This is a genomic window from Janthinobacterium sp. EB271-G4-3-2 (assembly GCF_020858035.1).
In the GTDB taxonomy this organism is placed as follows: Bacteria; Pseudomonadota; Gammaproteobacteria; order Burkholderiales; family Burkholderiaceae_D; genus Janthinobacterium; species Janthinobacterium aestuarii.
In genome coordinates, this window is record NZ_JACYMG010000005.1 from 222149 (window position 1) to 240590 (window position 18442).

General features: G+C 65.3%; 21 protein-coding genes. 13 read left to right on the forward strand and 8 right to left on the reverse strand.

Features of this window, described 5'->3' with window-relative positions; translation table 11 throughout:
* Window positions 1-58: 58 nt before the first annotated feature.
* Entirely contained in the window at window positions 59-949 is an 891-nt protein-coding gene (locus IGS55_RS13195) for a LysR family transcriptional regulator ArgP (RefSeq protein WP_230517485.1), read from the reverse strand.
* Between the two features lie 202 nt (window positions 950-1151).
* Between IGS55_RS13195 and IGS55_RS13200 the strand changes: the two genes are divergently transcribed.
* The 6 genes from IGS55_RS13200 to IGS55_RS13225 all read left to right on the forward strand — a co-directional run bounded on the left by IGS55_RS13200 (window position 1152) and on the right by IGS55_RS13225 (window position 4635).
* A complete protein-coding gene (locus tag IGS55_RS13200) occupies window positions 1152-1757 on the forward strand; it encodes a LysE/ArgO family amino acid transporter (RefSeq protein WP_034757131.1) in 606 nt (201 codons plus the stop codon).
* Window positions 1758-1845: 88 nt separating this feature from the next.
* A complete protein-coding gene (gene trxC, locus IGS55_RS13205; protein WP_230517486.1) occupies window positions 1846-2295 on the forward strand; it encodes a thioredoxin TrxC in 450 nt (149 codons plus the stop codon).
* A gap of 70 nt (window positions 2296-2365) precedes the next feature.
* Window positions 2366-2887, forward strand: a complete 522-nt coding sequence (locus IGS55_RS13210; RefSeq protein WP_230517588.1) for a MarR family winged helix-turn-helix transcriptional regulator — start codon at window positions 2366-2368, stop codon at window positions 2885-2887.
* Window positions 2884-3630 (forward strand): HEAT repeat domain-containing protein, encoded by a 747-nt coding sequence (locus IGS55_RS13215; protein WP_230517487.1) that lies wholly within the window; start codon window positions 2884-2886, stop codon window positions 3628-3630. Before IGS55_RS13210 ends, IGS55_RS13215 begins: the two co-directional genes overlap by 4 nt.
* A gap of 16 nt (window positions 3631-3646) precedes the next feature.
* The gene (locus IGS55_RS13220) at window positions 3647-3982 is read left to right on the forward strand and encodes a DUF6616 family protein (RefSeq protein ID WP_230517488.1); all 336 of its coding nucleotides are present in this window, start codon (window positions 3647-3649) and stop codon (window positions 3980-3982) included.
* A gap of 62 nt (window positions 3983-4044) precedes the next feature.
* Window positions 4045-4635 (forward strand): DUF1287 domain-containing protein, encoded by a 591-nt coding sequence (locus tag IGS55_RS13225; RefSeq protein WP_230517489.1) that lies wholly within the window; start codon window positions 4045-4047, stop codon window positions 4633-4635.
* On the opposite strand, the gene pdxR is transcribed toward IGS55_RS13225, so the two are convergent.
* On the reverse strand, window positions 4604-6076 hold the full coding sequence (gene pdxR / locus IGS55_RS13230; RefSeq protein ID WP_230517490.1) for a MocR-like pyridoxine biosynthesis transcription factor PdxR: 1473 nt from the start codon (window positions 6074-6076) through the stop codon (window positions 4604-4606). The two genes, IGS55_RS13225 and pdxR, sit on opposite strands and share 32 nt — an antisense overlap.
* A 104-nt stretch (window positions 6077-6180) precedes the next feature.
* Here pdxR and IGS55_RS13235 point away from each other — a divergent pair, with 104 nt between their 5' ends.
* Together IGS55_RS13235 and IGS55_RS13240 are read left to right on the forward strand one after the other, a co-directional pair.
* Complete coding sequence (locus IGS55_RS13235) at window positions 6181-6621, forward strand: carboxymuconolactone decarboxylase family protein (protein WP_086138404.1); 441 nt, start codon at window positions 6181-6183, stop codon at window positions 6619-6621.
* Between the two features lie 80 nt (window positions 6622-6701).
* Window positions 6702-6998, forward strand: coding sequence for a hypothetical protein (locus IGS55_RS13240; RefSeq protein WP_230517491.1), 297 nt, complete (start codon window positions 6702-6704; stop codon window positions 6996-6998).
* Window positions 6999-7100: 102 nt separating this feature from the next.
* Here IGS55_RS13240 and IGS55_RS13245 read toward each other — a convergent pair whose 3' ends face one another.
* Window positions 7101-8285, reverse strand: coding sequence for a multidrug effflux MFS transporter (locus IGS55_RS13245; protein ID WP_230517492.1), 1185 nt, complete (start codon window positions 8283-8285; stop codon window positions 7101-7103).
* 187 nt (window positions 8286-8472) lie between these two features.
* Between IGS55_RS13245 and epsC the strand changes: the two genes are divergently transcribed.
* Window positions 8473-9411 carry a serine O-acetyltransferase EpsC gene (gene epsC / locus IGS55_RS13250; RefSeq protein ID WP_092610475.1) on the forward strand — a complete coding sequence of 313 codons (939 nt, stop codon included), beginning with the start codon at window positions 8473-8475 and terminating at the stop codon, window positions 9409-9411.
* Between the two features lie 107 nt (window positions 9412-9518).
* On the opposite strand, the gene IGS55_RS13255 is transcribed toward epsC, so the two are convergent.
* The 5 genes from IGS55_RS13255 to IGS55_RS13275 form a co-directional block, all read right to left on the reverse strand.
* Window positions 9519-9998 (reverse strand): META domain-containing protein, encoded by a 480-nt coding sequence (locus tag IGS55_RS13255; protein ID WP_230517493.1) that lies wholly within the window; start codon window positions 9996-9998, stop codon window positions 9519-9521.
* A 73-nt stretch (window positions 9999-10071) separates the two neighbouring features.
* Window positions 10072-10980, reverse strand: a complete 909-nt coding sequence (gene bla / locus IGS55_RS13260; protein ID WP_230517494.1) for a subclass B3 metallo-beta-lactamase — start codon at window positions 10978-10980, stop codon at window positions 10072-10074.
* A 106-nt stretch (window positions 10981-11086) separates the two neighbouring features.
* Window positions 11087-12487 carry an LLM class flavin-dependent oxidoreductase gene (locus IGS55_RS13265; RefSeq protein ID WP_230517495.1) on the reverse strand — a complete coding sequence of 467 codons (1401 nt, stop codon included), beginning with the start codon at window positions 12485-12487 and terminating at the stop codon, window positions 11087-11089.
* Between the two features lie 3 nt (window positions 12488-12490).
* A complete protein-coding gene (locus IGS55_RS13270) occupies window positions 12491-13318 on the reverse strand; it encodes a MetQ/NlpA family ABC transporter substrate-binding protein (protein ID WP_230517496.1) in 828 nt (275 codons plus the stop codon).
* A gap of 21 nt (window positions 13319-13339) precedes the next feature.
* Window positions 13340-14554, reverse strand: a complete 1215-nt coding sequence (locus IGS55_RS13275; RefSeq protein ID WP_230517497.1) for an acyl-CoA dehydrogenase family protein — start codon at window positions 14552-14554, stop codon at window positions 13340-13342.
* 254 nt (window positions 14555-14808) lie between these two features.
* On the opposite strand from IGS55_RS13275, the gene ssuE reads away from it, so the two are divergent.
* The 4 genes from ssuE to ssuC are packed head-to-tail and all read left to right on the forward strand — an operon-like array spanning window position 14809 to window position 18427.
* Window positions 14809-15429: an NADPH-dependent FMN reductase gene (gene ssuE / locus IGS55_RS13280; RefSeq protein WP_230517498.1), complete on the forward strand. Its 621-nt coding sequence runs from the start codon at window positions 14809-14811 to the stop codon at window positions 15427-15429.
* A 24-nt stretch (window positions 15430-15453) separates the two neighbouring features.
* Window positions 15454-16452 carry a sulfonate ABC transporter substrate-binding protein gene (locus IGS55_RS13285; protein WP_268991943.1) on the forward strand — a complete coding sequence of 333 codons (999 nt, stop codon included), beginning with the start codon at window positions 15454-15456 and terminating at the stop codon, window positions 16450-16452.
* 21 nt (window positions 16453-16473) lie between these two features.
* A complete protein-coding gene (gene ssuD, locus IGS55_RS13290) occupies window positions 16474-17634 on the forward strand; it encodes an FMNH2-dependent alkanesulfonate monooxygenase (RefSeq protein WP_152256036.1) in 1161 nt (386 codons plus the stop codon).
* 1 nt (window position 17635) lies between these two features.
* Complete coding sequence (gene ssuC / locus IGS55_RS13295; RefSeq protein ID WP_230517499.1) at window positions 17636-18427, forward strand: aliphatic sulfonate ABC transporter permease SsuC; 792 nt, start codon at window positions 17636-17638, stop codon at window positions 18425-18427.
* Window positions 18428-18442: the final 15 nt, after the last annotated feature.

The window sequence follows — 18442 nt, forward strand, 5'->3', positions numbered from 1 at the left end:
GGGCAGGGCGCACACGGGGAAGTTGCTCTCTAGCATAGATAAATGTTGCATGCGTCAATCAATCCTGTAACAGCCATTTGCGCGCCGTGGCGATGACGGCGTCCGACAGCGTGCGCGTGAGGGGCGTCTGGATATCCCAGGCATGCCAGGTCAGGGGCACGTCGAGCGCCTGCCCGGCCGCCACGTCGACGAGCCTGCCGGCGGCCAGCGCCGCTTCCGCCTGCAGCAAGGGCACCATGCCATAAGCATAGCCCGCTTCGATGAAGCGCACGAAGTCGCGCGCCGAACCGAGCACATGGTGCGGATAGCGGCCCGTGTAGCCGAGGCGGTGCTGCAGGTAGCGTTCGTGCAGCGCATCCTTGCTGCCAAAGGTGATGGCGGGCGCCTGACTGACGGCTTCCACCGTAAAGCCATGGGGAAACCATTGTTGCGCAAACGGGGGGGACGCCACGCACAGGTAGCGCATGCCGCCCAGCGGCGTGGCCGTGGTGCCGGCCACCAGGTCGTTGGCGCTGGTGACGCAGGCAAACACGCGCCCTTCGCGCAGCTGGCTCAGGGTGTGGTCCTGGTCGTCGAGGCGGATATCAAGCAGGCAGGACGGCGGCGACAGCAGCGGCCCCAGCGCTTCCGGAATCCAGGTGGCGGCGCTGTCGGCGTTGACGGCGATGGCCAGCGCCGGCAATTGCGTGGTGGGGCCGGGCTGGGCGTCGAGCGCCGCTTCGAGCAGCTTGACTTGCCGGTAATGGGCGATCAGGCGCTGGCCCGCTTCCGTCGGCAGGGGCGGGTGGCTGCGGATGATCAGCAGGGTGCCTTCCAGGTTTTCCAGGGTGCGGATGCGCTGCGACACGGCCGGCTGGCTGATCGCCAGCGCCTGCGCCGCCTTTTCAAAGCTGCCCAGGCCGATCACGGCGTCGAGGGCGGCCAATCCACGGTAATCGACGACGCGCATAAGTTTCTCTTATATATGGTTAGAATCATTCATTATACTTATATTTACTTTTTCTTTACACTGTTGAAATAGGGTAACAACTCCACTCTGCCGCGCGGTCCTCCTGGTTCCGCACCACCCTCCACCTACCTCTGATGACTTTGCCGTTGCCGGCAGAGCGTGGGCGGCCGTGCGCGTGATGGAAAGCAATAAAGGAATCGATATGGACAGCGCAATCTTCTTGAAAGGCATGGGGCTCGGCGCGAGCCTGATCGTGGCCATCGGCACGCAAAACGCCTTCTTGCTCAAACAGGGCTTGAAGCGCCATTACGTGCTCACCTGTATCCTGGTCTGCCTCGTGTGCGACGCGATGTTGATCACGGCCGGCGTGGCCGGCATGGGCACGTTCATTGCCGACAACCCGAATTTCCTGCTGTGGGCCAAGGCCGGCGGCGCCACCTTCCTGATCGCCTACGGCTTGCGCGCCGCCAAGTCCGCCTGGCGCCCAACGGCCCTGACGGTGTCGGCCGCCAAGTCGCCCGAAGGCTACTGGGCCGTGATCGGCGCGGCGCTGGCGTTCAGCCTGCTGAATCCGCACGCCTTCCTCGACACGGTCATCCTGCTCGGCTCGATCGGCGGCCAGCACGAAGGCGTGGGACGCTTCTACTTCGCCGGCGGCGCCATCATGGCGTCGGCCCTGTGGTTCTTCCTGCTGGGCTTTGGCGCCCGCTACCTGGCGCCCGTGTTTGCCAAGCCCATGGCCTGGCGCGTGCTCGACGGCATCATTGCCCTCGTCATGTGGGCCATCGCCGCCTCGCTGTTCCTGTAAGCGGGACAAGCGCCGCAGCCTGCCTGCGGCGCGCGGCAATTCCCCGTAGAATAGCCGTCAACTTGACGCTATGCTTTCCAGGAATGCCATGACCACCACGCCAGACTCCCTGCACATCGTGTGCCCCCATTGCGACGCCGTCAACCGCTTGCCGGCTGCGCGGCTCGCAGAACAGCCCACTTGCGGCAAGTGCCAGAAGGATTTATTCACGGGCCAGCCCGTGGACCTGGCCAGCGCCCGTTTCCTCAAGCATATCGAACGCAGCGACATTCCCGTGCTGGTCGACTTCTGGGCCCCGTGGTGCGGCCCGTGCCGCAGCATGGCGCCATTTTATGTTCAAGCCGCCAAGACCCTGGAGCCGGCGTTTCGCGTCGTCAAGGTGAATACGGAAGCGTCGCCGGACCTGGGCAGCCGTTTCAATATCCGCAGCATTCCCACTCTGGCCCTGTTTTTGCGCGGCGTGGAAGTGGCGCGACAGCCGGGCGCCATCGATGCCAATGCCATCGTCGCGTGGGCGCGAGAGAAGGCGCGATTCTAAGCAGACAGGAAAGCCGTCGAGGTTTTCCATTTGACATTAAGTATGGTGCCATATTATATTGCGCCATATGATAAAACTCGAACAGAAATACACGGCCTTGCTCGGTGAAGTGCAGCGCCGCGCCAGCGGTCTCGACATGATGCAGTCCACGGCGCGCTTGCGCCTGTGTTTTGAAGTGCTGGGCCTGGCGTCCGCCATCGATGGCGATTGCGCCACGCGCCTGGGCCGGCATGGATTGTCGGAAGGGAAATTTGTGCTGCTGTATCTGTTGCGCGACGTGCCCGACGGACTTTCGCCGCACGAACTGGCCGAGCGGGCAGGCGTGACGCGCGGCACCATCACGGGCTTGCTCGACGGCCTGGAACGCGACGGTTTCCTCGCGCGCCATGCGGACCAGTTTGATAGGCGCAAGCTGCTGGTGCGCCTGAGCCCCAAGGGAGAAGCCGCTGCCGCGACGCTGGTCGACGAGCACGCGCAATGGATCGCCAGCCTGTTTGCCGATTTCACGCCGGCAGAAATGCAGCTATTGAGCGCGCTGCTGGAAAAAGCCTGGCGCAAGACGGATAAAGGTGAAATGCAGGGTGCGTCATGAGCCGCGGCGTCGCCGACATCGCGCCCGCGCGCCTGGCCCTGCTGAACGGCGGGAGCGTGGCCAGCGCCACCCTGACGGAAGGGCTGGCCATCGATTTCACCGAGCTGCTTGCCGCGGCCGTGCCCGGTGTCGGTGCGGACAGGCTGGAGCAGATGCGCGCGCTGGCGGCGGACGGCATCACCAGGCGCATGGCGCTGGCGGCGCAATTGCTGCTGGACGCCAAGGCCGACCTGGCGATGTTGCAAGCCCACCCATCCGACACGGTACGGGGCTGGGCCTGCTTTGCCATCGCCGCCCAGGCTGGCTGGTCCTTGCCGCAGCGGCTGGCCGCCATGCGGCCGCTGGCCGACGATGGCCACTTCGGCGTGCGCGAATGGGCCTGGCTGGCGCTGCGTCCCCATCTGGCGGCAAGTCTTGACGAGGCGATTGCCTTGCTGGCGCCGTGGACGGCGGACCCGTCGGAACGAGTGCGCCGCTTTGCCTGCGAAGCGCTGCGCCCGCGCGGCGTGTGGTGCGCGCATATCGCCCGGTTAAAGGCGCAGCCGCAGCTGGCCTTGCCCGTGCTGCAAGCCTTGCGCGCCGACCCGGCCGTCTATGTGCAGGATTCCGTGGCCAACTGGCTCAACGATGCGGCCAAGAGCCAGCCGGACTGGGTGCGCAGCCTGTGCGCGCAATGGCTGCAGGAAAGCCCCGCTGCCGCGACGAAACGCATCTGCAAGCGCGCCCAGCGCTCGCTTTCTTAATTCTTGGGAGGAAAATATGCATTATCTGTTAGAACTGTACAGCCCGAAACCGGCCTGGCTGGCCCTCGATGGCGTCGCGCGCCAGGCGTATTTCGACACGGTCGGCGCCGGCATGGCGGCTTTGTCCGGCATGGGCGCCGAAGCGCTGGCCATGGGCGCCATCGATGGCGGCAAGCTGCATGCGGCTGCCCAGCAATTCTATGCCGTCTGGCGCTTCCCGGACGAGGCGGCACTGGACGCCTTGCTGGCCGGCATCGCCGCCACGGGCTGGCATGATTACTTCGACACCATCAACGTGGCTGGCTCGGCCGTGGATTTTCCTGCCCACCTGGCGCAGCTGAGCGCCGTCTAAGCGTCCGCCATTTTCCTTGCCGCTGCGGTAAAGTTGGCATTTCCATCCGATCACTGACGTTGATGCCAATCAAACTGCTCTCCCTCCTGATGCTTGCCCTGGCGCCCATGCTGGCGTCGGCAGTCCCCGCCACCCCGCAAGCCCTCGTCGCCGCCGCCCGCAAGCAGGTGGGCGTCACCGTGCGGTACGACCCGCGCTATGAACGGCTCGCCTATCCGGGCGGCGACGTACCGCTCGAGCGGGGCGTGTGCACGGATGTGGTCGTGCGCGCCTACCGCCAGCTGGGGCAGGATTTGCAGGTGCTCGTGCACGAAGACATGCGCAAGGCGTGGCAGGTGTACCAGCGGCAGGGGCGCTGGCAGATGAAGGGGCCGGACCGCAATATCGACCACCGCCGCGTGCCGAACCTGGGCACCTACTTTGCCCGCCACGGCACCAGCCTGCCGCCAGGCAAGGACGCGAACGCTTACCGCGCGGGCGACATCGTCACCTGGCGCCTGCCGCGCAACCTGACCCACATCGGCATCGTCAGCGACAAGCAGTCGTGGGGCGGCGTGCCGCTGATCATCCACAACATCGGCGAGGGCGCGCGCGAGGAAAACATTTTATTCAGCTACCCGATCACGGGGCACTATCGCTGGCAACCCCGCTGAGGGGAAGGGGCGCGAGCTCTTGCAGGATCGCCAGCACCCTGGCCAGCGCCGTGTCGATATCGAGCTTGTCGATGGCGCCATAGCCGAGGAACAGGCCTTCATGACGGGCGGGGCCATGGTAAAAGCTGGCCAGCGCATACAGGCTGACGTCGGCCAGGCGCGCGCGGCGCAGCAATTCGGCGATATCGAGCGGCGCCTGCGCCAGCGCCGCCACGTGGAAGCCGGCGCTGGCCGGCACCAGGCGGAACCACGGCGCCAGGGGGCCGTTGAACCAGTGCTGCAGGCGCTCGCGCCGCCCCGCATAAATGTCGTGGCAGCGGCGTATGTGGCGCAGCAAATGGCCGTCGCCGATGAACTTGGCCAGCGCATGCTGGCCCAGGCTGGCCGTATGGCAATCGCTCAGGTATTTCACCGTCTGCATGGCGGCCACGATGGCTTGCGGCAGCACCACATAGCCGAGCCGCAGTTCCGGCAGCATGATCTTGGAAAAGCTGCCCACGTGCGCGACGATGCCGTAGCGGTCCATGCTTTGCAGCGCGTCCTCGGGCCGGCCTTCGTAGCGGAAGGCGCTGTCGTAGTCGTCTTCGATGATGATGGCGCCCAGCTGCTGCGCCCGCTCCAGCAAGGCATGGCGGCGCGCCATGCTCATCGGCATACCCAGCGGGAATTGATGCGCGGGCGTGACGTAGATCAGCCGCGTGCCGTCCGGGATTTGCGCGACGATCAGGCCATCCTCGTCCACTTCGATGCCCACCACGCGCGCGCCCTGGCTGGCGAATACGGCGCGCGCCACGGGGTAGCCGGGCTCTTCCACGGCAACCGTGTCGCCCGGCTCCAGCAGGGTCAGCGCCAGCAGGTGCAACGCTTGCTGCGCGCCGCTGGTGACGAGCACTTGCTCCTCGGTGCAATGGATGCCGCGGCTGAAGGCGGCATGGCCGGCGATCGCCGCGCGCAAGGCGGGCAAGCCTTCCACCGGGCCATAGCGGCCGCGCGCCTGGCCGCCCTGGCGCAGCGCATACAGCATGCAGGCGCGCCATTCATCCTGCGGGAAATGCGCGGGCGTGGCGCGTCCGCCGATGAAGGCGTAGCGCGCCGGCGTTTCCTGGCTGGCGCGGCGCAAGGGCGTGGGTGTCGCTTCCCAGCGGGCGATGCGCTGCGCGCTGGCCAGCGGCGTGCTGGCGTGGCGGCGCTGCGGCGAGGCGTGCGGCGTCTGCACGAAGCTGCCCACGCCCACTTTGCCGACCAGCAGCTTTTCATAGCCGAGCTTGTCATACACGTCGGACACCGTCTTGCGCGACAGGCCCAGCTGGCTGGCCAGCAGGCGCGTAGGGGGCAATTGCTGGCCGTCCGCCAGGCGGCCAGAGCGGATGGCTTCGCTGAGCTGGCGGTACAGCTGGCCGCCCAGGTCGCGCGTGCCGTCGATCAGGATATGTAATTCCATGGAGTATCTGTTGGTGGTCTGCCGCTTTTCGGGGGGATTGGCCTGCCGCGCGCTGTGGTGGCGCTTCTACAATGGCGCATCTCTACTCTATCAAGGAATCTATCATGACACAGCAACGACTCGATTTCACGCAAGCTTCGCCCGACGCCGTCAAGGCCATGTACGCGCTGGAAGCGGCGATCGCCAAGCTGGGCGTGGAACACTCGCTGCTCGAGCTGATCCGCCTGCGCGCCTCGCAAATCAATGGCTGCGCCTTTTGCGTGGACATGCACACGAGCGACGCGCGCAAGGCGGGCGAAACGGAGCGCCGCTTGTATGCCGTGTCCGTCTGGCGCGAAACGCCGTTCTTCACGCCGCGCGAGCGGGCCGTGCTGGCCTGGACGGAAGCGCTGACCCTGCTGCCGCAAAATCACGCGTCCGACGCAGACTATGCGGCGCTGGCGGAACAATTGACGCCGGCGGAAATGGTCAACGTGACCCTGGCCATCGGCTCCATCAATACCTGGAACCGCCTGGCCGTGGGCTTTCGCAAGATGCCGGAATAAGTTCTTTGTTCGTTTGCGAACAGACGCATGGCTTGCCCCTGCGTAGGCTGGCAGGACGATTGATCAGCCAGGGAGCAGCCATGCAAGTACCTATCGGGGAAGGCGCCGACAAGACGCCCGAGCAACAGGAAGAAGCGCGCCGCGAATTCGTCGCCGAACTGTGGCGGCGCTACGAAGCCTTGCAGGAGTGGGCCGTGAGCCACTGGCCGGACCAGCAGCATCCCTTGAGTTCCGCCGACTTCGTCGAGACGCGCAAGGAGATTTTGAGTTTGCGTTCGCCGGCCGGGTCGTTGAACCAGCCGTCGCAAAAGGATGAAGCGGAACCGGAGCAGGGCGGGGCGCAATATGTTGACGTCACCCCTGCGCCGTGGCCGTAACCGTGGCTGTATCTTGGCCGTAGGTCGGATTAGCGCTTGCGCGTAATCCGACGTCACCCGCCAACAATGTTGTCGGATTACGCGCTTGCGCGCTAATCCGACCTACACCGGCTTTTCCTCGGAACCACCCTGCGCAAACACCCAGCAAACCAAACTCACCAGCAGCCCCGCCATCACGCCATACGCCAGGTTCAAGGCGCTGTCGAACAGCAGCGGCGCCACCAGGCCCGAGACGAGGGCGAACAGCAGCATCTGGATGAACGACTGCATCGACGAGGCCAGGCCGCTGTTATTGGGGAAGTGGTTCAAGGCCATCAGGGTCATCGGCGGCATGGCGATCGACAGGGCGAACGAGTAGAAGAACAGCGGCAGCACGGCCCACGGCACTTCGGCGGCAAAGACATAGTTGTAGCCGATGTTGGCGGCGGCCGCCACCAGCATCAGGATGAAACCGGCCCAGATCATCTGGCGCTGGCTGTAGCGGTGGGCGATTTTCGCCGACAGGGCCGAGCCGAACACCATGCCGCTGATCAGGGGAATGAACAGCCAGGCAAACGCCGTTTCCGGCAGGTGCAGGATGTTGATGATGAAGTAGGCGGCCGAGCCGATGTACAGGGCGAAGCCGCCAAAGGCGGCGCCGATGGCCGTCGACAGCAGCAGGAACTGGCGGTGGCACAGCACTTTCCAGTAATTGACGGCGATGTCGCCCAGGTGGAAGGCTTGGCGCTGCTCCTTGGGCAAGCTTTCCGGCAGCGCGCGCCAGACGACGACAAACATCAGCACGCCGAAGGCCGTCAGGAACCAGAAGATCGCCCGCCAGCCCAGGCTCACTTGCAGCCAGCCGCCCAGCACGGGCGCGATGGCCGGCGCCAGCGCGAACACCATCATGATGTGCGAGAGGATTTTCTGCGCGGCGGCGCCCGAATAGCGGTCTTGCACGATGGCGCGGCCGATCACGGAACCGGCGCCCGCCGAGAGTCCCTGCAGCACGCGCCAGGCCAGCAGCCAGCCCAGCGACGGCGCCAGCGCGGCGCCCACGGAGGCGATCACATACAGCACCAGCGAGACGAGGATCACGGGACGGCGGCCGAACGAGTCGGACAGGGTGCCGTAAAACAGCATCATGAAGGCGAACGTGAACAGGAAAAAGCTCAGGGTTTGCTGCACCAGCAGGGGGCTGGCATTGAGATCTTGCACGATGGCGGGGAACGACGGCAGATAGGTGTCAATTGCAAGCGGTCCGACCATCGCCAGGCCCGCCAAGATCCATGTTAATAATTTAGTCATGTTAAACAGTGTTTTTGTTAGTCCGTCATTTTACGCTAGTGGCAACAATCGGGTTTGATCGCTGGCCGCCACGTGGTCGATATGCGTTTTTCGTATATGGAATCTTGGAATTCTTCGTTGGAATCGCGGCGCCTGGCCGCTAAGCTGGGGCGACCCGGCTTGTTTGCCATTTTTGGAAGCGATACCCATGCACAGCATTTATCCCGCGGCGCCCGCCGACGACACGGCCCAGTGGAACCTGGGACCCGTGATCCAGGCCTTGCGCAGCTCGCGCGAAGACAAGCACAAGATCCGCCATAACGGCAGGGTGCGCGAACTGCCGTCGCGCGAAGCGCTCACCACCATCGTCAACGGCCTGTCGGCGGCCCTGTTCCCCACGCATTACGGGCGGCCCAACCTGACCGATGAAAGCATCGATTACTTTGTCGGCGACACCCTCAACACCACCTTGAACCGCCTCAGCGAACAGGTGCGGCGCGGTTTGCTGTTCTCGGTTCCGGCCGGCGATGAGGGCGATGCCGCCAGCGACGATGCGGCCCTGGCGCAGCAGGCGCGCGACATTACGCGCGCCTTCGCCGCCAGCCTGCCCGACATCCGCGCCTTGCTGGTGTCGGACGTGCAGGCCGCCTACGCGGGCGACCCTGCCGCCACCTCGGTGGCCGAAATCATGCTGTGCTATCCGGGCACCATCGCCATCCTGTACCACCGCCTGGCGCATCGCCTGCACGCGCTTGGTGCGCCGTTCCTCGCGCGCCTGATCGCCGATATCGCGCATACCCTGACGGGCATCGACATCCACCCGGGCGCGCACATCGGCGCCTCCTTCTTCATCGACCATGGCACGGGCGTCGTGATCGGCGAGACGGCCATCATCGGCCAGAGGGTGCGCCTGTACCAGGCCGTCACCCTGGGCGCCAAGCGCTTTCCGGCCGATGCAAGCGGTGCGCTGATCAAGGGCACACCGCGCCACCCTATCGTCGAGGACGACGTGGTCATCTACGCGGGCGCGACGGTGCTGGGGCGCATCACCATCGGCGCGGGATCGACTATCGGGGGGAATGTGTGGCTGACGCAGAGTGTGCCGCCGGAGAGTAATGTATCTCAAGCGCAGATGCGTAACGATTAGGTGCGGCGGAAGGGGTGTAACCCCAGAGTTAGGGCTGGGGTCAGACCCGACGGGGGAATGCGCCCCAAAGGGCGGATTCCGATCGCGAAGCGACTGACCCCACAGTTTTACTTCACCGTCAGGATTTCATACCGCGCCACGGGCACGCCATCCTTCAGCAGCAGCAATTCCTGGTCGGCGTAGCGGTAGCCATTGACTTCGCCCAGTGTGGCCAGCAGCAGGCGCTCGAGGTCCATGTCCTGCGGCTGGCACATCATCATGGTGCCGGCCATCTGCCCAAAGTTCAAGGTGCTGATGCCATCGCTGGTGTAGCCGCCCATCATCTGGTTGCAGCCGCTGTTGCCGCTGGCGCGGCCTTCAGCCAGCTGCAGGGTCACTTCGCGCTGCTCGGGCGCCTTGCGCACGACTTGCTTGCCCTTCAATTCCTTCAGCTTCCACTGCGTGCCCGTCAGCTTCGGCGCCGGCTTGGCGGGCGAGGTGGCGCCTGGCGCGGCGGCGGCAGCGTCGCTGCGCACGGGCGTTTGCGCGCAGCCGGCCGTGATGGCGACGATGGCGGCAAGGGGAATCAGACTGGCGAGTTTGAACATGGCATTTCCTTCTTCAATTGAATGGCGCCAGCGTAGCAGATCGGCGCCACGCCAGCGTGCACGGTTGACAAGCTCACTGCTGTTTTTCCTGCTCCAGGCGGGACTCGAGCACGGAGCGCGCCGCCGCCACATAGGCGCGGCAAGCCTGCGGGTCGATGAACGCCTCGCTGCCGGCCGTGGCGCTCGCTTCCAGCCTTTCCCACAGCTGCGACGCTTCCGGGTGGGCCGAGATCAGCACGTCGCACGGCAGTTTTTCCAGGGTCTCGAAGCTGTGGCGCAAGTCCGCCACCGCGTTCGGATACTCGCTGCTGGCGCTGAACTTGAAGCCGGGACGCGAAACGGCGTTGAGACTGTCCGCATAGACCATGTTCCGGCAACGGGGGCCGTCGCACGATTGCCACGTCCAGCTCAAGCCTCCGGGCGTGTGGCCTGGCGTGGCGTGCGCCGTCACGGTGACGGGGCCGACGTTGAACTGGCCGCCGTCGCGCGCCAGGCGCATGTCCTTGACGGGCGGGTACTTGGGCAGCGCATGGTATTGCGGGTCGTCCGGGCCCACTTCGCCCGACGCCAGGTCCAGCGCGGCCGACGGGCTGGCCGCCACCAGCGCATCGCTGCGCCGCTGCAGTTCGGCCAGGCCGCCCGCATGGTCGATATGGCCGTGCGAATTGAGGATCAGCTTGACGTCCTCGATGCGAAAGCCCAGGGCGGCGATATTGGCGATGATCTTGGGCGCCGATTCCGGCAAGCCGCCGTCGATCAGCACATGGCCCTGGGGCGAGGTGATGAGCACGGAACTGAGGCCTTTCACGCCCACATAATAAGTATTGCCGAAGATGCGGAACGGCGTCTGGTCGGCATTCCAGGCGGCGCAGACGTCGCAGCCCGGCGTCGGCGTCGGCGGCGTGGCTGGCGCCTGCGCCTGGGCGGCGGAGCTGGCCAGCAGCAGGGCCAGAATCAGCGCGCGTGGTGGTGTGAGGGGCATTGTGATCCTTATCCGTGTTGCCAGTGTGACATATGCTGACACGGAACGGGACGCGATGCAAACGCTGGCAGCGATGCCGGTCAGGGTAGCTGCGGATAGCGTGCCCTCAGGCGGCGGCCAGCGTGGCGCCGGGTGTGGCCGAAGGCGCGATGCTGACCCGGCGCCCCGCGTGATCTGCCGGCAGGCGCGGGCCCTGGCCGAAGACCTTGTGGCGCAGGCTGCCTTCCTCGTAGGCGGTGCGGTAGCGGCCGCGCCGCTGCAGTTCCGGCACGATGTGGGTGACCACGTCGGCCATGCTGTCGTGGGCCACGGCGAAGGCGAGGTTGAAGCCGTCGATGCCCGTTTCATCGAGCCAGCTTTCCAGCTGGTCGGCCACCTGGCGCGCATCGCCCACCAGCACCGGGCCGCGTCCGCCCAGGCCGATGTATTCGGCCGCTTCGCGCACCGTCCACGTGCGGTCCGGGTCGGCCTGGCTGAACGAGGCCAGCGCCGAGCGGCCGGCGGGGGAGTCGATGTAGTCGATGGTGGCGTCGAGCGGGTAGCGGCTGAAATCGACGCCCGTCCAGCCGGACAGCAGCACGAGCGCCGCCTCGATATTCACGTGGCGCAGGTAGTCGGCATGCTTGGCGCGCGCTTCTTCCTCGGTGGCGCCCGTGATGACGAGCGCCTGCGCGTAGATCAGCAGCGCGTCGCCATCGCGCCCGCCTTGCCTCACGGCGGCGCGCAAGTCGTCGGCGTAGCGCTTGACCACCGTCTTGCTGGGACCACTGACGAAGGTCGCTTCCGCATGGCGCGCCGCGAAGCGCGTGCCGCGTGGCGAGGTGCCCGCCTGGTACAGCAGCGGCGTGCGCTGCGGCGACGGCTCGCATAAATGGATGCCGGGCACCTGGTAGTGGCGCCCGGCATGGTTGATCGGATGTACCTTGGCGGGATCGGCATAGATGCCGCGCGCCTTGTCGTTGACGACGGCGTCGTCGTCCCAGCTTTTTTCCCACAGCTTGTAGACGACGTCCAGGTATTCGTCGGCCAGGTCGTAGCGCTCGTCGTGGCCCGGCTGCTGGCTCAAGCCCAGGTTGCGCGCCGCGCTATCGAGGTAGCCGGTGACGATATTCCAGCCGATGCGCCCATCCGTCAGGTGGTCGAGCGTGGAGATGCGCCGCGCGAACGTGTACGGGTGTTCGTAGGTGAGGGCGCAGGTGACGCCGAAACCCAGGTGCGTGGTCGCCTGCGCCATGATGGGCACGAGCGCCAGCGGATCGTTCAGCGGCACCTGCACGCCATGTTCCAGGGCCGCATCGAAACTGCCCCGGTACACGTCATATACGCCCAGCACATCGGCCAGGAACACCGCGTCGAACAGGCCCGCTTCCAGTAGCTGCGCCAGTTCCGTCCAGTGTTCGGGATCGGTATAGCGGTGGCTGCGGTCGCGCGTATGCGTCCACAGCCCCGGCGACTGGTGGCCGACGCTGTTCATCTGGAAGGCGTTGAAGCGTATCGTCTTTGCCATGGCTTATTTGGCTGCCGTCTGCAACGCTTGCTGGTAGTCGGGTTTCGAATAGCCGGCAAAGTGTTTATTCGTGATATCGAGGAACTCGCGCGAGCGGTAGGCGGCCGCCAGGTCTTTCGCGAACTGCTTGTCCTTGTCGGCCGTGCGGATGGCCACCAGGTTGATGTAGTTGGGCGAGATTTTCTCGGCCACCAGCGCCTCCGTCAGTTTCAGTCCCGACGCCAGCGCGTAATTGCCGTTGATGAAGGAATAATCGGTGTCGCCCAGCGAGCGTGGCAGCTGCGCCGCTTCCAGCGGCAGCAGCTTGATTTTCTTCGTGTTGACGGCGATATCCTTTTCCGACGCGCGCACGGGGTCGAAACTGGCGCGCAGCTTGATCCATCCCAGCTGGTCGAGCAGCACCAGCGCGCGCGCCTGGTTGGTCGGATCGTTCGGCAAGCCCACCGTCGTGCCTTCCTTCACGTCGTCCAGGGTCTTGTGCTTCTTGCTGTAGATGGCAATCGGCGCCGTGGGGATCGTGATCAGGTCCGTCAGGAGCAGCTTGTGCTCCAGCGCGAATTTCTTCAGGTAGACGATGTGCTGGAACACATTGGCGTCGAGCGAACCTTCGGCCAGCGCGAAGTTGGGCTGGATGTAGTCATTGAACTCGACCAGCTTCACCTTGTAGCCCTGCTTTTCCAGGATAGGCTTGATGCCCAGCTTGATCTGGTCCGCATAGGGCCCGGCGCTGGTGCCGATGGTGATGTCTTTCGGGTCCTTGGCGTGGGCGAAGCCGCCGGCCAGGGCGAGTGACAGGGCGGTGAGGATGATGCTGCGGCGGGCGATGGTCATGGTGGCTCCTTGGTGGGTGAATCAGGAATACGCCGTCGGCTCGGGTACCGTGCCGTTCAAGGCAAAGCGTCCCAGGTCGCGCAGCTTGTAGTCGATGGGGTCGTGCAGGGTATGCACGCGTACGTTGCGCCAGTAGCGGTCGTAGCCATACCGGGCCGAGGTGGAACGGGCGCCCGTCAGTTCGAACATCTGGCTGCTGATCTCGAGTCCCGCCTTGTGCGCCAGGCACTTGGCTTCGGCCACGGCCACGGCCAGCAAGCCCCGTTCGCGCGCCGTCACCAGCGCTCCCTTGCGGAACACTTTTTCCAGTTCCTGCGCCGCCAAGTCGGCCAGCACTTGCGCGGGGCGCAGCAAGAGCCATAGCTGGCCATAGCGGTGCTGCACCAAAGGGTCGTCCGTTGCCCTGGCCACGCCCGAGGCAAACCAGGCTTTCGCCTGTTCGTCCGTGTACTGGCGCGCCGCCTCGAATGCGCCTTCGGCGATGCCCAGATAGAGGTTGCTCATGATCAGCTGCGCGATCTGCGAGCGGACGGTGGCTTGCGGCGTGGCCGCTTGCGCGGGCGCCTGCAGCACGAGTTCGCTCGGCAGGGCGACATTCTGGAAGTGCACATTGCCGCTGTCCGTCTGGCGCTGGCCGAAGGCGTCCCAGTCCGCCTGCACGGTGACGCCGTCCTGGCGCGTGGGCAGGGCGGCGATCAGCGCCGTTTGCGTGGGCGCATGCCAGGCGGAGACGGTCAGCCAGTCGGACCCCACGGAACCGGAAGAAAAGCTCTTGATACCGTCGAGGATATAGCCGTTGTCGCTGTCGCTGGCCGTGACCCGTTTGTCGAGGGGATTCAAGGCATTGCCCCAGAACAGGCGCTCGTCGACCGTCAAGGTGAGCAGGCGGCGCTGCTGCTGCGCGCTGCCATACAGCTGCAAGCCGGCCAGCTGCAAATGGTGGAAGCCGAAGACATGCGCGAGCGCGCTGTCGGCGCGCGCCAGGATGCGGATCACTTGATAGACGAGGGGCCACGATGCGCCCTGGCCGCCGAATTCCACGGGAATCGACAGGGTCAGCAAGCCCGACTCGCGCAGCCATTCGCGTTCCTGCGCCGCATGGCCGCCGGCCTGGTCGCGGGCATTGGCCGTTTCGGCCAGGCGTGCGGCCAGCGACGTGGCGATGCTGATGGCATCCCGCAGGGGTTCCGACACAGGCGGCTGGGGACGGGCGGCATGGAGAAAAACGCTAGACATGAGTGAGATTCCAGAAAGACGATGACGCCGATATTGCACCGCCAGGCTCACGCCGTACACGAAGAAAACCGCGCATGGATATGCGAAAAAAGCCATGCGGGGATGAGCGCCTTCACTTGCGGGGCATCAGGCCCGGATAGTCAAAAAACGCATATCGAAGCGCGAAAGCATTCGTTTTACTGGGCTTCTGATGGCGATAGGCTGCAAGCATCCGAGCAACGCCACTTTCGACAACCTACAGGGACGGGCATCACATGAGCATCTTGTTATTGGGCGGTAGCCCGCAACTCCCATCGAGTTCCAGCCGCCTGCTGCTGCATATCGGCGAACAGCTGGCGCTGCAAGGCCACAGCTACGCCCAGCTGCATGTGCGCGACTTGCCGGCGAGTGCCTTGCTGCTGGCCGATTACGACGATGCGGCGATCGCCCGCGCCGTGCGCGCCGTGGCCGATGCCGACGCCATCGTGATCGCCACGCCCATTTACAAGGCGTCATATACAGGTTTGTTGAAAGCCTTCCTCGATCTGCTGCCGCAAGATGGCCTGGCGGGCAAGCTGGTGCTGCCGCTGGCCACGGGCGGTGGCCATGCCCACACCCTGGCGCTCGACTATGCGCTGCGTCCCGTGCTGCATGCGCTGGGCGCCAAGCAAGTCTTCACCAGCATCTATGCCAATGCCCAGCAGCTGGCGTGGCACGAGGAAGGGGGCCTGAGCCTGGACGCACCGATCGCCGACCGCGTGCAGGCCGGCATCGAGGAACTCTCCACCGGCCTGTTCGTGCTGCAGGGACAGCGTCCGCCCGCGCCAGCCGATATTCCGCACCCCGTGCGTTCGCTGCAAGACCAGCCGTACGCGCCCCACTATCAAGCCGCCTGATTATTCACCGACCAAGGAACTTCCATGACACACCGCCACGCACAACGACTTTCTCGCCGTACCACTTTGGGTCTGCTGTTTGCCGCCGCCGCCGGCGTGATGGCGGCAGGGATGCCGGTCGCCGCGCAGGCGCAGGCCAAGGCAGAGGTGCGTATCGGCTACCAGAAATACGGCACCTTGACCCTGCTGAAAGGGCGCGGCACCCTGGAAAAACGCCTGGCCGAGCAGGGCGTGGGCGTGAAATGGACGGAGTTCCCGGCCGGTCCCGTGCTGCTGGAAGGCTTGAACGTGGGCGGCATCGATTTCGGTACCGTGGGCGAGGCGCCGCCGATCTTTGCCCAGGCGGCCGGCGCCAACCTGGTCTACGTCGGCAATGAGCCGGCGTCGCCGGCCAGCGAAGCCATCGTCGTGCCCAAGGGGTCCGGCTTGCGCACCCTGGCCGATTTGAAGGGCAAGAAAATCGCCCTGAACAAGGGTTCGAACGTGCATTACCTGTTATTGAAGGCGCTGGAAAAGGCCGGCGTCGCGTACGCCGATATCCAGCCCGTGTTCCTGCCGCCCGCCGATGCGCGCGCCGCCTTCGAACGGGGCAGCGTGGATGCGTGGGCCATCTGGGACCCGTTCCTGGCGGCCGCCGAAAAGCAGCTGGGCGCGCGCGTCCTGGCCGATGGCAAGGGCCTGGTGGCGAACTACCAGTTCTACCTGGCTTCGCGCACGTATGCGGAGAAAAATCCCGAGATCCTGCGCATCGTGCTCGATGAAGTGGCCAAGGTCGATGACTGGGGCCGCAACAATCCGGACGAAGTGGCGGCGATCCTGTCGGCACAAACTGGGCTGGGCAAGGATGTCGTGGCGCTGGCCGCCTCGCGCTATGCGTATGGCGTCAAACCCGTGTCGGTCGACGTCATCGCTTCGCAGCAAAGGGTGGCCGATGCGTTTTCCAGCCTGAAGCTGATCCCGAAACCGATCGTCGTCAAGGACGCGCTGCTGCCGGCGCGCCAGCTGGCCACCAGCACAAAATAAACAAGCAAAGGAAAGCGCACCATGTCATTGAATGTCTTCTGGTTTATCCCTACCCACGGCGACAGCCGCTACCTGGGCACGTCGCAGGGCGCGCGTCCCGTCGATGCCGATTACCTGCGCCAGGTGGCCGTGGCCGCCGACACGCTGGGATACGACGGCGTGCTGCTGCCGACGGGCCGCTCCTGCGAAGACGCGTGGGTGGTGGCGTCGTCGCTGATCAGCGTGACGCAAAAGCTCAAATTCCTCGTCGCCATCCGCCCCGGCCTGTCCACGCCCGGCCTGGCCGTGCGCATGGCGTCCACGTTCGACCGCCTGTCGAACGGGCGCCTGTTGATCAACGTCGTCACGGGCGGCGACCAGGGCGAGCTGGAAGCGGATGGCCTGTTTGCCGACCACGCCAAGCGCTATGAAATCTCCGATGAATTCATCAAGGTGTGGCGCGCCACGCTGGCGGGCGAGGGCGGCGCGGCCGGCTACGATTTCGAGGGCAAGCATATCCAGGTGAAGGGCGCGAAAACCCTGTATCCGCCCGTACAGAAACCGTATCCACCGCTGTATTTCGGCGGCTCGTCGGAACCCGCGCATGAACTGGCGGCCGAGCAGATGGATGTCTACCTGACGTGGGGCGAACCGCCCGCCGCCGTCGCCGAGAAAATCGCCGATATCCGCGCGCGCGCAGCCAAAAGAGGCCGCACGGTCCGGTTTGGCATCCGCTTGCACGTGATCGTGCGCGAAACGAACGAGGCGGCCTGGCGCGCGGCCGATGAACTGATCAGCCATCTCGATGACGACATCATCGCCAAGGCGCAGGCGGCCTTCGGCAAGATGGATTCCGTGGGCCAGCAGCGCATGGCGGCCCTGCATGGCGGGCGGCGCGACAAGCTCGAGGTGTCGCCCAACCTGTGGGCCGGCGTGGGTCTGGTGCGCGGCGGCGCGGGCACGGCCCTCGTCGGCGACGGGCCGACCGTGGTGGCGCGCATGCAGGAATACGCGGACCTGGGCATCGACACCTTCATTTTCTCGGGCTACCCGCATCTGGAAGAATCGTACCGCTTTGCCGAACTGGTGTTTCCGTTGCTGGGCAAGGGCAAGGCCGTGGGTGAGCAGTCCTTGAGCGGCCCTTTCGGCGAAGTCATGGCCAGCAATATCGTGCCGGCCGCGCCGCAGAAAAAGGCGGCCTGAGATGGCGGCCGGCTCCATACGACGGCCAAGCGGCGCGCCGTGGCGTGATACGCTGGCGCCGTGGGCCTTGCCCGTGGCGCTGCTGCTGGCCTGGCAGCTGGCGGCGCAGTGGGGCTGGCTGTCGAGCCGCATCCTGCCCGAGCCGTGGGCCGTGGCGAAGGCCTTCTGGCACCTGGCCGTGTCGGGCGAACTGTGGCTGCACCTGAAAACGAGCTTGTGGCGCGCGACGGTCGGTTTCGCCGTCGGCGCGGGACTGGGCTTGCTGCTGGGGTTATTGACGGGCAGCTTCCGCCACGCGGAAACCCTGCTCGACACGACATTGCAAATGGTGCGCAACATCCCCGCGCTGGCCCTGATCCCGCTGGTGATTCTGTGGTTCGGCATCGACGAGACGGCCAAGCTGTTTTTGCTGGCCGTCGGCGTCTTCTTTCCCGTCTACCTGAATACCTTCCACGGCATCCGTTCGGCCGACCAGGGCTTGATCGAAATGGCGAAAAGCTATGGCCTCTCGGGCTGGCCCTTGTACCGCGACGTGATCCTGCCGGCCGCCATGCCCTCGATCCTGGTGGGCGTGCGCTTTTCGCTTGGCCTCGTGTGGGTGCTGCTGATCGTCGCCGAAACCATCTCGGCGCAGGCCGGCATCGGCTACATGACGATGAATGCCCGCGAATTTTTGCAAACGGACGTGGTGCTGGTGGGGATTTTGCTGTACGCCCTGCTGGGCAAGCTGGCCGATTGGTTCTCGCGCCGGCTGGAACGCCACTGCCTGCGCTGGAATCCCGCTTACCGATAGTGACGAAATGACGAA

Excerpts from the sequence above, each read along its gene's own strand:
- IGS55_RS13245 (WP_230517492.1), bottom strand. The coding sequence starts at position 8,285 with ATGACTAAATTATTAACATGGATCTTGGCGGGCCTGGCGATGGTCGGA.
- IGS55_RS13270 (WP_230517496.1), bottom strand. The coding sequence starts at position 13,318 with ATGACCATCGCCCGCCGCAGCATCATCCTCACCGCCCTGTCACTCGCC.
- ssuC (WP_230517499.1), top strand. The coding sequence starts at position 17,636 with ATGGCGGCCGGCTCCATACGACGGCCAAGCGGCGCGCCGTGGCGTGAT.
- ssuE (WP_230517498.1), top strand. The coding sequence starts at position 14,809 with ATGAGCATCTTGTTATTGGGCGGTAGCCCGCAACTCCCATCGAGTTCC.
- IGS55_RS13240 (WP_230517491.1), top strand. The coding sequence starts at position 6,702 with ATGCAAGTACCTATCGGGGAAGGCGCCGACAAGACGCCCGAGCAACAG.
- IGS55_RS13195 (WP_230517485.1), bottom strand. The coding sequence starts at position 949 with ATGCGCGTCGTCGATTACCGTGGATTGGCCGCCCTCGACGCCGTGATC.
- IGS55_RS13225 (WP_230517489.1), top strand. The coding sequence starts at position 4,045 with ATGCCAATCAAACTGCTCTCCCTCCTGATGCTTGCCCTGGCGCCCATG.
- IGS55_RS13220 (WP_230517488.1), top strand. The coding sequence starts at position 3,647 with ATGCATTATCTGTTAGAACTGTACAGCCCGAAACCGGCCTGGCTGGCC.
- ssuD (WP_152256036.1), top strand. The coding sequence starts at position 16,474 with ATGTCATTGAATGTCTTCTGGTTTATCCCTACCCACGGCGACAGCCGC.
- pdxR (WP_230517490.1), bottom strand. The coding sequence starts at position 6,076 with ATGGAATTACATATCCTGATCGACGGCACGCGCGACCTGGGCGGCCAG.
- bla (WP_230517494.1), bottom strand. The coding sequence starts at position 10,980 with ATGCCCCTCACACCACCACGCGCGCTGATTCTGGCCCTGCTGCTGGCC.
- IGS55_RS13235 (WP_086138404.1), top strand. The coding sequence starts at position 6,181 with ATGACACAGCAACGACTCGATTTCACGCAAGCTTCGCCCGACGCCGTC.
- IGS55_RS13285 (WP_268991943.1), top strand. The coding sequence starts at position 15,454 with ATGACACACCGCCACGCACAACGACTTTCTCGCCGTACCACTTTGGGT.
- epsC (WP_092610475.1), top strand. The coding sequence starts at position 8,473 with ATGCACAGCATTTATCCCGCGGCGCCCGCCGACGACACGGCCCAGTGG.
- IGS55_RS13275 (WP_230517497.1), bottom strand. The coding sequence starts at position 14,554 with ATGTCTAGCGTTTTTCTCCATGCCGCCCGTCCCCAGCCGCCTGTGTCG.
- IGS55_RS13265 (WP_230517495.1), bottom strand. The coding sequence starts at position 12,487 with ATGGCAAAGACGATACGCTTCAACGCCTTCCAGATGAACAGCGTCGGC.
- IGS55_RS13215 (WP_230517487.1), top strand. The coding sequence starts at position 2,884 with ATGAGCCGCGGCGTCGCCGACATCGCGCCCGCGCGCCTGGCCCTGCTG.
- IGS55_RS13255 (WP_230517493.1), bottom strand. The coding sequence starts at position 9,998 with ATGTTCAAACTCGCCAGTCTGATTCCCCTTGCCGCCATCGTCGCCATC.
- IGS55_RS13200 (WP_034757131.1), top strand. The coding sequence starts at position 1,152 with ATGGACAGCGCAATCTTCTTGAAAGGCATGGGGCTCGGCGCGAGCCTG.
- trxC (WP_230517486.1), top strand. The coding sequence starts at position 1,846 with ATGACCACCACGCCAGACTCCCTGCACATCGTGTGCCCCCATTGCGAC.